General features: G+C 42.3%; 13 protein-coding genes and 1 pseudogene. 7 read left to right on the top strand and 7 right to left on the bottom strand.

All coding sequences use genetic code 11. The features are described from left to right. Nucleotides 1-233 precede the first annotated feature (233 nt). Nucleotides 234-1,583 carry a lipid-A-disaccharide synthase-related protein gene (locus V7K97_RS29580; RefSeq protein ID WP_334804533.1) on the top strand — a complete coding sequence of 450 codons (1,350 nt, stop codon included), beginning with the start codon at nt 234-236 and terminating at the stop codon, nt 1,581-1,583. A 213-nt stretch (nt 1,584-1,796) separates the two neighbouring features. Here the strand turns inward: V7K97_RS29580 and V7K97_RS29575 are convergent, their stop codons facing one another. Beyond that, the gene (locus V7K97_RS29575) at nt 1,797-2,519 is read right to left on the bottom strand and encodes a response regulator transcription factor (RefSeq protein ID WP_334804538.1); all 723 of its coding nucleotides are present in this window, start codon (nt 2,517-2,519) and stop codon (nt 1,797-1,799) included. A 322-nt stretch (nt 2,520-2,841) separates the two neighbouring features. Here V7K97_RS29575 and V7K97_RS29570 point away from each other — a divergent pair, with 322 nt between their 5' ends. The 3 genes from V7K97_RS29570 (at nt 2,842) to V7K97_RS29560 (ending at nt 6,331) form a co-directional block, all read left to right on the top strand. Next, nucleotides 2,842-3,039, top strand: a complete 198-nt coding sequence (locus V7K97_RS29570) for a hypothetical protein (RefSeq protein WP_334804532.1) — start codon at nt 2,842-2,844, stop codon at nt 3,037-3,039. A gap of 796 nt (nt 3,040-3,835) precedes the next feature. Then, nucleotides 3,836-5,170: an ATP-binding response regulator gene (locus V7K97_RS29565; RefSeq protein WP_334804531.1), complete on the top strand. Its 1,335-nt coding sequence runs from the start codon at nt 3,836-3,838 to the stop codon at nt 5,168-5,170. A 36-nt stretch (nt 5,171-5,206) separates the two neighbouring features. Next, nucleotides 5,207-6,331 (top strand): hybrid sensor histidine kinase/response regulator, encoded by a 1,125-nt coding sequence (locus V7K97_RS29560; RefSeq protein WP_334804529.1) that lies wholly within the window; start codon nt 5,207-5,209, stop codon nt 6,329-6,331. A 131-nt stretch (nt 6,332-6,462) separates the two neighbouring features. Here V7K97_RS29560 and V7K97_RS29555 read toward each other — a convergent pair whose 3' ends face one another. Next, nucleotides 6,463-6,645 carry an IS4 family transposase gene (locus V7K97_RS29555; RefSeq protein ID WP_442938937.1) on the bottom strand — a complete coding sequence of 61 codons (183 nt, stop codon included), beginning with the start codon at nt 6,643-6,645 and terminating at the stop codon, nt 6,463-6,465. Between the two features lie 265 nt (nt 6,646-6,910). On the opposite strand from V7K97_RS29555, the gene truB reads away from it, so the two are divergent. Next, nucleotides 6,911-7,795 carry a tRNA pseudouridine(55) synthase TruB gene (gene truB / locus V7K97_RS29550; protein WP_334804528.1) on the top strand — a complete coding sequence of 295 codons (885 nt, stop codon included), beginning with the start codon at nt 6,911-6,913 and terminating at the stop codon, nt 7,793-7,795. A gap of 407 nt (nt 7,796-8,202) precedes the next feature. Here truB and V7K97_RS29545 read toward each other — a convergent pair whose 3' ends face one another. Continuing rightward, nucleotides 8,203-8,814, bottom strand: a complete 612-nt coding sequence (locus V7K97_RS29545) for a DedA family protein (RefSeq protein WP_334804527.1) — start codon at nt 8,812-8,814, stop codon at nt 8,203-8,205. A gap of 149 nt (nt 8,815-8,963) precedes the next feature. Between V7K97_RS29545 and V7K97_RS29540 the strand changes: the two genes are divergently transcribed. Both V7K97_RS29540 and V7K97_RS29535 read left to right on the top strand, forming a co-directional pair. Beyond that, complete coding sequence (locus tag V7K97_RS29540; RefSeq protein WP_334804526.1) at nt 8,964-9,746, top strand: ABC transporter permease; 783 nt, start codon at nt 8,964-8,966, stop codon at nt 9,744-9,746. Nucleotides 9,747-9,775: 29 nt separating this feature from the next. Continuing rightward, a complete protein-coding gene (locus V7K97_RS29535; RefSeq protein WP_334804525.1) occupies nt 9,776-10,537 on the top strand; it encodes a hypothetical protein in 762 nt (253 codons plus the stop codon). Nucleotides 10,538-10,734: 197 nt separating this feature from the next. Here the strand turns inward: V7K97_RS29535 and V7K97_RS29530 are convergent, their stop codons facing one another. From V7K97_RS29530 to V7K97_RS29515, 4 genes and pseudogenes are all read right to left on the bottom strand, one after another. Further along, nucleotides 10,735-10,941, bottom strand: coding sequence for a hypothetical protein (locus V7K97_RS29530; protein WP_334804524.1), 207 nt, complete (start codon nt 10,939-10,941; stop codon nt 10,735-10,737). A 229-nt stretch (nt 10,942-11,170) separates the two neighbouring features. Then, nucleotides 11,171-11,215 (bottom strand): annotated as a pseudogene (locus V7K97_RS29525) (hypothetical protein); the annotation flags it as partial. Nucleotides 11,216-11,348: 133 nt separating this feature from the next. Continuing rightward, nucleotides 11,349-11,582, bottom strand: coding sequence for a type II toxin-antitoxin system ParD family antitoxin (locus V7K97_RS29520; protein WP_229549494.1), 234 nt, complete (start codon nt 11,580-11,582; stop codon nt 11,349-11,351). A 211-nt stretch (nt 11,583-11,793) separates the two neighbouring features. Beyond that, nucleotides 11,794-14,262: an ATP-dependent Clp protease ATP-binding subunit gene (locus V7K97_RS29515; protein WP_334804521.1), complete on the bottom strand. Its 2,469-nt coding sequence runs from the start codon at nt 14,260-14,262 to the stop codon at nt 11,794-11,796. Nucleotides 14,263-14,433: the final 171 nt, after the last annotated feature.

Here is a 14,433-nt window from a genome sequence, read left to right as displayed (position 1 = left end):
GTATCTTTTCGATAACCAAATCAAGCAAATTTCTGACTTATACTATTGACAAAATCTCTAAGAGATCGAATGAAACAGCCCTGCTTTTTAAGGGGAGCCAGCGCGGTCTTGGGGTCTCCCCAAGTGGAGCGACTGGCGTGGGTTAGGGGGGATCTTATCCAACTTCAATTTTGAATTTTGAATTTTTAAACCTCTTACCCAAACAGACAGTTAATTTTGATATTTTGTTTCTTATGAGTAATGTATCTCGGTTATCCTTAGCTTCTAACTCCCCTCCTTTGCGGTTACTTGTATTAAGTAATGGACATGGGGAAGATGTAATTGCAGTTCGGATTTTGCAAGAACTCCAACGACAACCAAACCCACCAGAGATATTTGCTTTACCTCTGGTGGGTGAAGGACGTGCTTATCAACAGTTGGATATCCCTCTGATTGGTTCAGTCCGCACTATGCCTTCTGGCGGCTTTATTTATATGGATGGACGACAATTAGCGCGGGATGTACGCGGTGGTTTATTGCAACTTACCCTCAGCCAGATCAAATCTGTCCGTCGTTGGGTGAATTCTCAAAAAAAATTAGGTAATAAAAGAGCGATTTTAGCTGTGGGAGATATTGTCCCGTTGTTGTTTGCAACTTTCAGTGGCGCTAATTATGCTTTTGTGGGTACGGCGAAATCTGAATATTATGTCCGAGATGAAGCTGGATTATTACCACGGAAATCCAAGAATGCGCGTTGGGAAAACTTTTCTGGTTCAGTTTACCATCCTTGGGAACGTTGGTTAATGAGTCGTCGCCGTTGTCAGGCGGTGTTTCCTAGAGATGCGCTGACCACGGAAACATTAAAACAATGGTCAATTCCAGCTTTAAGTTTGGGTAATCCCATGATGGATGGTCTAGAACCGACGTTTTCACGCCAACAATTTTATAGTCGGGATGCCCAACAGCAAGAGACTGTCCGGCCTTTAATAGTGACTCTTCTTCCTGGTTCCCGTGCGCCAGAGGCATACGCCAACTGGGAAACAATTATGATTGCCGTATCTGCTTTGATGGCAAGTTTCCAGGAGCGAAATTCGGTGTTTTACACTTCTGGCACGGTGATATTTTTAGGTGCGATCGCACCTGGTTTAGACTCTAATATTTTATCCCAAAGTGTGCAATCCCAAGGCTGGCGCACTGAATCTGCATCTCCGATCAAAATTTCTGATCCAAATCTCTTGACATTTAAACAAAGAAATGCATATTTACTGCTTACACAACAAGCCTATAATGATTGCTTGCATTTGGGAGATTTAGCGATCGCAATGGCAGGTACAGCCACAGAACAGTTTATCGGTTTAGGGAAACCTGCGATCGCGATTCCCGGTAATGGACCCCAATATAACCCTGCCTTTGCTGAAGCTCAAAGTCGTCTTCTCGGATCATCTTTGATTTTAGTCGAGCAGCCAGCAGAAGTAGCGGAGGTTGTACAGTCCCTATTCAAAGATCCTGATATTTTGCAAATTATTGCCGAAAATGGTCTACGACGTATGGGCAAACCCGGTGCCGCACTACGCATTGCAGAATGTCTACAGGAACGATTTTGAATAGGTATTGGGTATTGGGTATTGGGTATGCTTATTCTCCTTGTCCCCTCACTCCCTCACTCCCTCACTCCCTCACTCCCTCACTCCCTCACTCCCTCACTCCCTCACTCCCTCACTCCCTCATCTCCCTGCTCCCTGCTCCCTGCTCCCTGCTCCCTGCTCCCTGCTCCCTGCTCCCTGCTCCCTGCTCCCTGCTCCCTGCTCCCTGCTCCCTCACGCTACCAACCCAGAACGTAAAGCCCTCACAGCCGCTTGAGTACGATCATCAGCACACAGTTTATTTAGAATATTGCGAACATGGGTTTTCACAGTACCAACTGTAATGTAGAGTTTCTCAGCAATTTGCCCATTGCTGCACCCACCGACAATCAACTCCAAGATTTCTAGTTCCCGTTGAGTCAGGGGGTATGTTTCCAAAACTTGCTCGTATTCTGATGCCAACGCCTCAATTTTTACAGTCTTCGGCTTGTCAGAACCTTGGATTTCTCCAGGAATACCTTGGCGCATCTTCCGCAATACCACATTGGCAATTGCCGGATCAATCCAAGAGTTACCGCCGTGAGTTGCTTGGATTGCTTCAGTTAATTTACTGATACTTGTTTCTTTCATATAATAAGAATCAGCACCCGCCGCAAAAGCTGCAAGTACAGCATCCTCTGTATGATCCATCGTCAGGATGAGAATCTTCGTATTCGATTGCCCCGTTTCGGCTTGATAGCGTTTGAATTTGCGAGTAAGTTCGATGCCATCCATGTCAGGCAAACCGATATCTACAACAGCTACATCTGGCTTTGCCGTTTCTAAAAGTTTTAATCCTTGGGTAGCATTTGCCGCTTCGCCAATTACTTTCAATGCGCTGTGAGACTGTAATGCCGCTCGTAGCCCCATTCGCGTTAAGTCATGATCTTCAATTAAAATAATACTAATTTCATTCATTGCTACACTCAACTCTTGCGCTGTTTGCATCTTTCAAAATATTACCTTTTGTCAGCACTAGCTCTTAATTTTACCTATCTAAAGATAGATGATATTCCAACCAGTCTGCATCCACCGATAGAAATAATAAATACCCGATTTTTTTTATATTTTGATAGAGGATAAATCTAACTGAAGATATATGGATACTTACACAAAAAGTATGAAATATTGAGACGAATGCAAAATTGCTGCTCCTTGTTTATAATTCAGCTTTGAGTTGCGATGTTCCATTCGTTAATTAGTATTTTTTTGTATAAAACTTTAAAAAAAGCTTCCGAAAATGAAAAAATTACAACTCGACGAAGTTGCTTTCCGAAAAAGTGAAGGATGCTTTCCAGGGATTTTTAACCAAACCTTTGGATTAATCCGATTGATAGAGCCAATCCTCATTAAAGGGAATCAGATGGCGTTAAAGTTTGTTGGAATCAGCAGCAGCAAGGTTATTGGTCGTCCTTTATGGGCAGTTTGGAGGCTTTGAATTTTCGCCCAACTTTCGTAGGGAAGCTTTGTCAGGCTTAGGTCTTGGTAATTTTCTGAGCAGTGGAAGTTGGCGATCGCTAAGAAAATCTTAACACAGGTCTAGCGATCGTTATAGCGTTTCCTAATTACAGCAGATTTCAACTTCTCTTCTTAGGCTACCCCAACGTGAGGTACTGATTTACCCCACCCGCTTGCTCTTAGGGGGTTGGGGGTGGGGTTGTTGCACCTACTCAATCGATAACCCCTATAAGAAAATTGTCGAAATTCCAGGAGGTAAGATTACTTCAGATTCACAAATAGGTATAGACAGGACTTTCTTATTTAGTCTGATGAGTAAAATTCTTCAAGCTTGTGGTACAGGATAATGGGATGCAACTCTCACCAATGACTGACGACGCTCGCTTGCTCACTCATTTACAATTGGTTTTAAGCTTGGTAAAGTATGTTATTTGACTTGACATCAGTTTCGTCTGCTGTCTTCAGATCAATAATTTTCGATTTGTTTAGTTACTAATTAGTTGAGAGCCATTGGTCATTTGCTAGGAGTTTAATTCCCAGACTCTGGTAAATTAACTAGATCGAGGATATGACAGACTGAATTCAACCCCAGGAAATGCCCGGAATGTTGAGATAATGGGATAATGGGAAGGGCAAACAAGTATTGTTATGCAAAATGTCTTAGTCAATCAAGTTACAGATTTTAGATGTCCGAAAATCTTATATTTTTTTAGTTGGATGATCTGAAAAGAGAAATGTTATGTATGAACCTATCTTTGGCGGCAAAATAAAAACCGATGGAAGAGACGCTGAAAATTTTGGTTGTAGACGCTGACGAAGTAGACAGGATGGCAATCCGTTGTGCCCTGACTCAAGCAGGTGTTGAGGTGGAACTTTCTGAAGTAAGCGATGTTAATAATGCATTCTCTGCCTTAAGCACCACTCCATATCATTGTGTTTTGCTCGACTATCGCTTACCAGATCAGGATGGACTAACCTTAATTCAACGGCTACGTTCTTCGGAAATTAAAGTTCCTTTAGTAGTCCTAACTGATCAAGGAGATGAACAAATTACTCTCCAATTATTGAAAGCTGGTGCTACAGATTATCTTTTTAAGTCTAGGATCTCCCCAGAAATATTGGCACATATTTTGCGAAGTGCGATTCGGATTTATCGGGCTGAAATGCAGGCAGATTTGGCAACCCAGCAGTTCAGAGAAAGTCATGAAAAACTCATTCTTAAAAACCAAGAATTGGAGAGACAACAGCAACAGATTCAAATGCAAAACTTCAAGCTATTGGAGGCATCACGGCTCAAATCACTTTTTTTGGCAACTATGTCCCACGAACTCAGAACGCCGATGAATGCGATTATTGGATTTTCGCAAATACTCCTGCGTCCTAAGTTTGGTCAACTCACGCAGCAGCAAGCAGATATGGTTCAGCGCATCTTAAATAATGGCAAGCATTTGCTGATGCTACTCAATGAAGTTCTCGACTTTTCCAAGCTGGAGGCAGGACGATTAGACTTAAAGGGAGAAATATTTGATGTATCAAAGGTAATAAATCTCGCTGTAGATGAAATGCGTTCCCTAGCTGATGCCAAAAATCTATCATTGTTAGTGCGAAACGATTTGCGGAATGCTTCGGTATTTAATGATCCGGTTCGGATTAAACAGATTTTAATTAACCTGCTCTCCAACGCCATTAAGTTCACAGAGCATGGTGAAATTTGGGTTGAGGTTAAGGAATTACCTGGAAATCGATTAGCAATTATTGTTCGAGATACAGGTATTGGCATACCACCCAGGGATTTTAAACATATTTTTGAAGCATTTCGGCAAGTCGATCAAACTATCACTCGCAAATATCCAGGTACCGGTCTGGGTTTGGCAATTATAGATTCGTTGGTACGAATGATGGGCGGCAAAATCTTTATTGAGAGCAAATTGGAGGTGGGTTCAATGTTTAAAATTGAATTGCCACGTCAAATCACATTATCGACTCTAGCAGATGATGCTCCAGCTTCACAGTTAGATGACGATGGTTTTTTTTACCATACTAAAAATCCCCATCATTCATCTTCTGAAGCCAGGAAAACATCAATAGGCTCTCCTACATTTAAATTATAAATTACTTCCAAAAAAACTAATAAAAGTTGATAAATCATGTCTGTAGTTGAAGATAATAAAATTTATCGTATTCTCGCAGTTGACGATATTCAAGATAATCTCATTTTGGTTCAAGCAATTTTAGAAAGTGAGGGGTATGAAATTGATTTGGCTTCCAATGGAATAAAGGCTTTGCGGCAAATTGAACAATCTCCACCCGATCTGATTCTGTTAGATGTGATGATGCCGGGAATAGATGGCTATGAAGTCACACGCCGGATTCGGAATAACCCGGCCATATCTTATATTCCAATCTTGCTGATTACTGCCTTTCATGAATCCAGCGTTGTGGACGGTTTGGACGCTGGTGCTGACGATTTTATTCGTAAACCATTTGATACTGACGAACTACTGGCAAGGGTGCGATCGCTATTACGTCTCAAACACAGTCTGGACGAACAACAAAAAATGGCCCGCCAACGGGAAGACTTTGTTTCCCGTCTGACTCATGATTTGCGAACTCCCCTAGTAGCCGCCGATCGGATGTTGAATTTATTTGAAATGGAAATATTCTGCAAAATTTCGCCGGAAATGAAACAGGCGATCGCAGTTATGATTCGTAGTAACCAAAATTTGATGGAAATGGTAAACACCCTGTTAGAAGTCTATCGCTTCGAGGCAGGTAAAAAAACGTTGAATTGGGAAGAATGCGATTTACGTGAGATATCTCAAGAAGTAGTCAGCGAACTAAGTCCTCTAACTAATGAAAAAGGCTTGACTCTAGAAATAGATACCAGTGAATTACAACCACGGAGTCCAAATGCTGGTATGATTATGGGCGATCGCTTGGAACTACGGCGAGTGCTAAACAACTTGATCGCAAATGCCATCAAATTTACAGATATAGGTGGCATAACAATCCGCATTTTTGAAACATCACCTCATCCCGGAAATCCAGGTTTGGTGACAATTGAGGTACAAGATACAGGATATGGGATTGCACCTGAAGATCGGGCAACAATTTTCGAGCGATTTCGCCAAGGTAGAAATAAACGCTCAGGTAGTGGCTTAGGACTACATCTATCCCACCGGATTATAGAAGGGCACGCCGGAACTATCCAGGTCGCCTCTGAATTAGGTAAAGGTAGTGTATTTACTGTGCAACTACCTAAAAACACTTAAGTCTACTTCTTAGCGATCGCGAAATTATCTTCTGACTTTTCACGGGATCTGGAAAACCTCACTTCCATTCCTCTCTCCTGCAAGCAGAGAGGCTTTGAATTCTCCCCCAACGCTAGTAGGGAAGCTTGCCATTACCAACATTTTTCCAAAGACTGGGTTGAAAAATCGATAGCCCAGCACATATCCATTAATCGACACCATCCGCGCCATAGAGTTTGCCAACCAGGAAGCCCATCACTTTTACGACCGAGAAAACCACCCAAACGAGCAACACACTTGCAAAACTCACCTAAAGTTAAATCATCACAGAGCAAACCAAGACGAGCAACTAGGGACTTCCAAGAAATAAATTATCCAAATAAACGAACCACAGAGACACAGAGAACACAGAGAGAGGAGAAATAGAGAGGCTTTTGGGTCAGTTTTTAGGACATTTTTTTATTTGGAAGTCCCCTAGAATATTGAGCATCGGACACATCAATCATGACTTTTCAAACATCTTCTTAGATTGCTAAATATTAATGCTTTGAGCGTTAAATAAGTATTTAATAGAGTTTAGAAGCTGTAAGTGTTGATTTTGTGTTATTTCAAGGTTTTCTCAACTTAAACAAACCATTTGGCTGGACTTCCCACGACTGCGTAGCGCGGGTGCGAAAATTGTTGCGCCTCAAACGTGTAGGACACGCGGGAACCTTAGATCCAGCCGCGACAGGGGTTTTACCGATCGCACTTGGTAAAGCCACTAGATTATTGCAATATCTGCCAGAAAGCAAAGCTTATAAGGCTACCATCCGTCTGGGTGTGCGGACTACAACGGATGATTTAGAAGGTGAAATTATTAATTCTCAACCTTGTCCTGGATTGAGTTTGGTAGAGGTAAAAACTGCACTGGCACAATTTCAAGGGAAAATTGAGCAAATACCACCGAGTTACAGTGCCATTCAAGTGGATGGTAAACGCCTCTACGATTTAGCACGTAAAGGTGAAGTAGTGCAAGTTCCAGTGCGGACAGTGGAAATTTTTCATACAGAAATTTTGGACTGGAGAGAAGGAGATTTCCCCGAATTGGATGTGGCGATCGCCTGTGGTTCTGGTACATATATTAGAGCGATCGCTCGTGACTTAGGTGCAATCTTAGAAACTGGTGGTACTCTTGCGGCTTTGATCCGCACTGAAAGCAGTGGTTTTGATTTAACAGATAGTCTCACTTTCACCGACTTAGAAGCTAAACTGCAAGACGGGACTTTTCAACCTCTAGCCCCTGATGCAGCTTTACAACATTTGTTGTCTGTTAGTTTACCAGCAATGTCTGCTCCAAAATGGTGTCAAGGTCAGCGAGTTTCTCTAAATTCTGATGTGACTGGAATAGTGCGAGTTTATGAAGAAGAGACTCGCTTTTTAGGTATTGGACAATTACAAGATCAAGTGTTGATGCCTCAAATGGTTTTTGAACCAGTTTCTTGAAACTGTTGTCCTAATACCCTTTAATAAATAAATGAGTAATGAGTAATAAGTAATGAGTAATACCCATTACTCATCTTAATTGCAGTTGTTCCCGTAGCGCCACCCGCCACCCTATTTTTCTTTTTTCGTATGAAACCACCCTGCTTTTTAAGGGGGGTTAGGGGGGATCAATAAGTGCCTAAAATTACAGCCAACCACTTTTCAAACAACCTCTTATACCAACAGGGAAAGGGTAGAGGTAAAGTATAGGGCTTTGTTTGTTTCCACCCCCAATTCACAACCACAATCAAAAGTGTGGCAATTATGAAAAAGAGGAGATTTTCTAGAAACAGATAGAGGTTGATGTTTAAGTAAGTCACACCGCTCCGAATTAAAAATTAATAATCCTCATAAATTACGAAAAAACTTTAACTTTTGTTTGCTCGATTTTCTTGTATTACATGAATAATCGATGGCAGTAAAGAAACAACTATAATTAATCCAATAATCGGTAACAAATACTTATCTACCTGTTCAGGTGGCAGAGATTTTCCTAAGAAAAAACCTAAAAAGGTGATGCCGAATGTCCACAAGAATCCGCCAATTAAGTTGTAAGACATAAATGTTCGGTAATGCATGGCACCAAGTCCAGCCACAATGGGCGCAAAAGTGCGGATAATCGGTGTAAATCTCGCTAAAACTAGGGTTTTTTTGCCATGCTTCTCATAAAAATCTTGGGTTTTTACCAGGTGTTTTTTCTGAAACAACCATGAATCTTCTTTCTCAAATAATTTTCTGCCAAATCTATGCCCTGTAGCGTAGCCAACATTATCACCAAGGACTGCACAAACAAAAGCACCAAAAATCAGAACCCAAATGTTAAACCCTGATTTCGGAAGAGATGCGAGAAATCCAGCAGTAAATAGCAAACTATCTCCGGGGAGAAAAAAACCAATTAGCAAGCCAGATTCCGCAAAAATAATCGCCCACACCCCAAAATAGCCAATTTTTGTAATTAGGTCTGGTAAATTTAAATGCATAAAATCTTTTACTGTTAAACAATAAGCCTAAAATATCTTAACGTTTAGCAATTTTCCTGAATAAAAAATAATATTAAATTAACATAAAGTTATTGTGTAATCTTGAGAAATGTCATTACAGGTGGCATATTTTATGGTATTGGTGCAAGATGCAAAGATATTTGAAAGTATTAAGACTATTTTGGAGTGTTGCGATCGCAGCAGAGTTAGAGTATCGTGTTAACTTTTTCATAACTACCCTGAGCAGCTTAGGAAATCTTGCTGGCAGCCTCTTTGGACTATTCTTATTTTACCGGACTGGGTACACTTTTAGTGGCTGGTCATGGGAAGCCGCTTTAGTAGTTCTAGGAATTTTTACCATACTCCAAGGATTTTCTGCGACTTTTCTAGCGTCGAACTTGAATCGCATTGTCCGTCACGTACAGGAAGGCACTTTAGACTTCATATTATTAAAACCTATCCGCAGTCAGTTTTGGCTTTCCACCCATACCTTTTCACCTTGGGGACTGCCGGATCTAATTTTTGGTAGTATTATCATTGGCTATGCAGGTAAACGCCTCGGTGTAGGGATAGACGGCTATCTACTTGGTGCGCCGCCCTTATTGTTCAGTTTGGTGATTTTGTACAGTTTGTGGTTTATGTTAGGAGCAACCAGTATTTGGTTCGTTAAAATATACAATGCTACCGAAGTGCTGCGTGGTTTGTTGGAAGCTGGACGATATCCCATCGCCGCATATCCCACAGCTTACCGTTTTTTCTTCACCTTTATCATGCCAGTGGCTTTTTTAACTACTGTACCAGCCCAAGCGCTATTGGGTCGGAGTGAAATTAGCTGGTTCATAGGTGCGGCAATATTAGCAGTAGTGCTATTTTTGGCTTCTACTTGGTTTTGGCGGTTTGCGTTGCGATTTTATACTAGTGCTTCGAGTTAGAAAGAGAAGTAATCAAATTTTTATGTTTTATGGCACTTTCTCTAGAGATAAATTTGCCTGAAGGAATTTTGCAACCCTTGCAAACAGCGAAAGATATCGTCAACCAAAGCGTTCACTCTTTCAGTAATTCACTGCAACAAGCTGGACAGTCTTTGCAGGATACAGCAGCAACTACGACCGATAAGGCAATTAATACAGTTAGCGCAACTCTTGAACAAGCTAAAGGTTCTTTAGAACACAATTGGCAAAGGGCTGAACAAGTTAAGAGTACAACATCGGGAGTAGTAAAAACCGCAATTACTTCTTCTGTGAATGATTGGCTGATGCAACACCCGTTATTTTTTAGGTTAGTTCAAATAGGAAGTTGGGCAGCTAATCACCCAATTATTAGTGTAGTAATTCTAGTGTTTGCGCTTGCTCTACTTTGGAGCATCATCAAAGCAATTGTCCGCTTGATTGAAACAACTAGTTGGTCAATACTCCAAGTTCCATTAAAACTACTTCAGGCTTTGATTAAAGTTAGTTTTCTATCCTTAACTAAGGTTGCCAGTTTTGCTGTTCAAAAAATCACAGCTACGAAAACAACTGATAACCTGACTATTTTACTACCTGAAACTTTTCAACCAAATAAACAACAACGATTAATAGAAATTTCTCATCGCTTAGAAGTGATTCAAAAGGAACAACATGAGCTTTTACAAGAAGCAGCAGACTTGATTGCTTCCGACACAATTGATATAGAAATATCAAAAATTAAACAGCTAAAAAGCGTTGAATCACATCTTGGCTGAGTTCGGCTGTGGAACGGCAGGCGACAATACCACCTTATAGCTTTGGTCGTAGTAAACTTATAGCGGTTCTCGTTCACGTGAGGTACACCCGTAGGGGCAATTCATGAATTGCCCCTACACCTTGCGATCTAATTTTGTACCGCATCTTCGCTTTTTAAAAGCACGTTTAAATGAAGAATTGAAACTTACTTTTAACATCACTCTTCTATCAGTTGTCTCAGTTCATCGATATTTGAGGAAAACTTTAGTTGACTATTTTGCTGTTCTACTTGCGCCGCCTGAAAATTTTGATAAATCTCTTCACGCCTTTCTTCCCGTAGATATTGCTGCAATAACAGTTGAATTTCTAACTTCTCTTCGCTGGAAAGACTTTTAATTGCTTCAACTACATCACTGAAGGTCATAAATTGAAACACCTTTTAGTACTTATCAGATCAATCTAACATGGTAACGATAAGGCTATACCAGAAATCACCGATAATCGCGCTCCATCTCACCACTGAATGAAACAGCTACTTTGTAACCAATGCGAATACCAAAAAGTCGAGCTAATGGGTTTTTATTATGTAAATATCGTGCCGATTCTAAATAAAAGACCAAATGTCGTCCGATGTGGTACTTGCGATATCCTGAGCGAATATCATCACAAGTACGTCCTCTGTGTGGCTCTCGTGCCAAGAGATGAAAGCAAATCGTCCAAGATAGCAAGATAACGGTTTCTCTGCTCAGTTCTCCATGTTTTTTGGGTGTAGCGACCGATTGATAGCAAGTCTTGAGTGGCTAATTCAGTCAGGCGAAATGCTGACATGCGCTATTCACGGTCAAGTTCTGCAAGCAATCCTGAGAGAGAATAGTCAGCAAATCCGCTGTTTTCCCCGTCTGTCAATGCTCGTTGCAAAGCGGCAAGTTTTATTTCTCGCTCTTCTAAAAGGCGCAGTCCCGCTCGAATCGCTTCACTGGCGCTGGCAAAACGACCGCTGTCAACTTGATTGGCGATAAACGCTTCAAAATGCTCACCCAAGGTAACACTTGTATTTTTTTGCATACAATTTCCTCCTGTATATAATACCAATATATAATATTTTTTGGTATTAGTGCAGATGAAAGCTGAAAACAGCTAGATTCCAGAATTACGAGCAAAATCAAAACATAGCGATCGCAAACCCAGATATTTTCCCACAAAAAAACGGTAGAGCAATAAACACTCTACCGTTTTCTAATTTTCTATTTGAGATTTAAATCCCAAACCCTAAATATTACTCAACACCTTGGGGTAACAATTCCCGGCGCTGTTGAGAACTAACTTGGACAATGCCATTTTCATCCACATCAACAAGGGCTGTATCGCCATCTTTGATACGACCAGACAGAATTTCTTCTGCTAGGCTATCTTCTAACAGGCGCATAATTGCCCGACGTAATGGCCTTGCGCCGTAGCTGGGACTGTAACCTTCTTGGATCAAACGATCCTTGAAGCGGTCTGTGACTTCTAAGGTGATACCCTTTTCCGTCAGACGACCAAATACTTCCTTGAGCATAATTTCGGCGATTTGGGTCACTTCCGGCTTGTTCAACTGACGGAAGACGATAATTTCATCGAGTCGGTTGAGGAACTCTGGACGGAAGTACTGCTTGAGTTCTTCGTTGACCAAAGAGCGAATCCGGTTGTAAGTTGACTCGCTGGCATCTTCGGAGAATTCAAAGCCGATACCGCTACCGCCTTTTTCAATTACCTTAGAACCAATATTGGAAGTTAAAATCAGCAAGGTGTTCTTGAAGTCTACTGTGCGACCTTTGGCATCAGTTAACCGACCGTCTTCCAAAATTTGCAGCAGCATATTGAAAACATCGGGGTGGGCTTTTTCGATTTCGTCGAACAACACCACGGTGTAAGGACGCCGCCGCACGGCTTCGGTCAACTGACCACCTTCGTTATAGCCAACATACCCTGGAGGCGAACCAATCAGCTTGCTGACGGTGTGACGCTCCATGTATTCGGACATATCTAAGCGGATCATCGCTTCTTCGGAACCGAAGAAGTAAGCAGCTAAGGATTTCGCCAACTCGGTTTTACCTACACCAGTCGGCCCAGAGAAGACAAAGCTAGCTATGGGTCGGTTGGGATTTTTCAAACCAACACGAGCGCGACGAATTGCTCGTGAAACTGCTCTCACAGCTTCATCTTGACCAATTAAACGCTGGTGCAAGGTGTCTTCCATGTGCAGCAGCTTTTCAGATTCAGATTCGGTGAGTTTGTTCACCGGTACCCCAGTCCAGGAAGCGACAATATGGGCAATGTCTTCTTCTGTAACTACAGGTTCTTCACCTTCTGTGCCTGTTGCATTGGTCTTGCTTTGAGCGATCGCGCGGATTTCAGCTTTGATTTCCATTTCGCGATCGCGCAGTTCCCCAGCTTTGTCAAAGTCTTGAGAGCGCACCGCGTCATCTTTTTCTTTTAATATCAGACGCAGTTCTTTGTCTAACTCCTTAGCTGCGGGTGGCAATTGGGAGTTAATCAAGCGCACTCTAGAACCAGCTTCATCAACTAAGTCGATGGCTTTATCTGGGAGGAAGCGATCGCTAATGTAACGATCTGATAACTTCGCCGCCGCTACTAATGCTTCGTCGGAGATTTTCAGTTTATGGTGTTGCTCGTAGCGTTCGCGCAGACCATATAAAATTTCAATTGTTTCATCAACTGTAGGTTCACCAACCATCACTGGTTGGAAACGCCGCTCTAGGGCTGCATCTCGCTCGATGTGCTTCCGGTATTCATCTAGGGTTGTAGCACCGATGCACTGCAACTCACCTCTGGCCAAAGCTGGCTTGAGGATATTCGCTGCGTCAATAGCACCTTCTGCTGCACCCGCACCAATTAAGGTGTGTACCTCATCAATCACGAGAATGACATTACCCGCCGAGCGGATTTCATCCATGATTTTTTTCAAGCGTTCTTCAAATTCACCTCGGTACTTGGTTCCTGCTACGAGCAAACCAATATCCAACGTGACTACGCGTTTATCTTCGAGGATGTCAGGGACATCTTTAGTCGCAATGCGTGAAGCTAAACCTTCAGCGATCGCAGTTTTACCAACCCCTGGTTCCCCAATTAGCACTGGGTTATTTTTAGTTCGGCGACCCAATATCTGGATCACCCGCTCAATTTCCTTGGCACGTCCCACCACTGGATCGAGCTTATTGTCCATTGCCATTTGGGTCAGGTTTGAACCAAATTCATCCAGAGTCGGGGTTTTTGTGCGCCCGGATGAACCGCCTGGTGAAACTTCAGCAGTTTCTCCCAACATGCGGATGACTTGGGTTCTGACCTTAGATAGATCCACACCGAGGTTTTCTAGCACCCTGGCTGCGACGCCTTCCCCTTCGCGGATTAGGCCCAACAGCAGATGCTCGGTGCCAATGTAGTTATGCCCCAGTTGGCGTGCTTCTTCCAAAGAGAGTTCTAGAACTCGCTTTGCCCGTGGGGTAAACGGAATTTCCACGGCAACAAAGCCTGATCCCCGTCCGATAATTTTTTCAACTTCAATTCGGGCATCTTTAAGATTGACGCCCATTGATTTCAGCACCTTGGCGGCTACTCCAGTGCCTTCGCCAATCAGACCCAAGAGGATCTGCTCGGTTCCAACAAAGTTGTGACCTAAACGGCGGGCCTCTTCTTGGGCCAGCATGATTACCTTAATGGCTTTTTCTGTGAAGCGCTCAAACATGGCTTTATCCCATCATCTGCGGTCGTGCCGGTATGCTGATTTTAGCACAGGCAAAGCTTTTGGATGCCTGTATAACAGATTATAGACATCCTGAAGCTATGACTTTAGTTGATGGGCTAATTGTTAACTATTGACTACTTTTATCTAGCTAGTGTACTGAGGAGCTTTAGT

The organism is Nostoc sp. (assembly GCF_036917815.1).
In the GTDB taxonomy this organism is placed as follows: Bacteria; Cyanobacteriota; Cyanobacteriia; order Cyanobacteriales; family Nostocaceae; genus Nostoc.
This window is presented reverse-complemented; position numbering and strand designations above follow the sequence as displayed.

What these genes read in the sequence shown, in the direction of transcription:
- V7K97_RS29530 (WP_334804524.1), bottom strand. Translation starts at nt 10,941, where the DNA reads ATGACCTTCAGTGATGTAGTTGAAGCAATTAAAAGTCTTTCCAGCGAA.
- V7K97_RS29515 (WP_334804521.1), bottom strand. Translation starts at nt 14,262, where the DNA reads ATGTTTGAGCGCTTCACAGAAAAAGCCATTAAGGTAATCATGCTGGCC.
- V7K97_RS29565 (WP_334804531.1), top strand. Translation starts at nt 3,836, where the DNA reads ATGGAAGAGACGCTGAAAATTTTGGTTGTAGACGCTGACGAAGTAGAC.
- V7K97_RS29560 (WP_334804529.1), top strand. Translation starts at nt 5,207, where the DNA reads ATGTCTGTAGTTGAAGATAATAAAATTTATCGTATTCTCGCAGTTGAC.
- V7K97_RS29575 (WP_334804538.1), bottom strand. Translation starts at nt 2,519, where the DNA reads ATGAATGAAATTAGTATTATTTTAATTGAAGATCATGACTTAACGCGA.
- V7K97_RS29570 (WP_334804532.1), top strand. Translation starts at nt 2,842, where the DNA reads ATGAAAAAATTACAACTCGACGAAGTTGCTTTCCGAAAAAGTGAAGGA.
- V7K97_RS29540 (WP_334804526.1), top strand. Translation starts at nt 8,964, where the DNA reads ATGCAAAGATATTTGAAAGTATTAAGACTATTTTGGAGTGTTGCGATC.
- V7K97_RS29535 (WP_334804525.1), top strand. Translation starts at nt 9,776, where the DNA reads ATGGCACTTTCTCTAGAGATAAATTTGCCTGAAGGAATTTTGCAACCC.
- V7K97_RS29520 (WP_229549494.1), bottom strand. Translation starts at nt 11,582, where the DNA reads ATGCAAAAAAATACAAGTGTTACCTTGGGTGAGCATTTTGAAGCGTTT.
- V7K97_RS29545 (WP_334804527.1), bottom strand. Translation starts at nt 8,814, where the DNA reads ATGCATTTAAATTTACCAGACCTAATTACAAAAATTGGCTATTTTGGG.
- V7K97_RS29580 (WP_334804533.1), top strand. Translation starts at nt 234, where the DNA reads ATGAGTAATGTATCTCGGTTATCCTTAGCTTCTAACTCCCCTCCTTTG.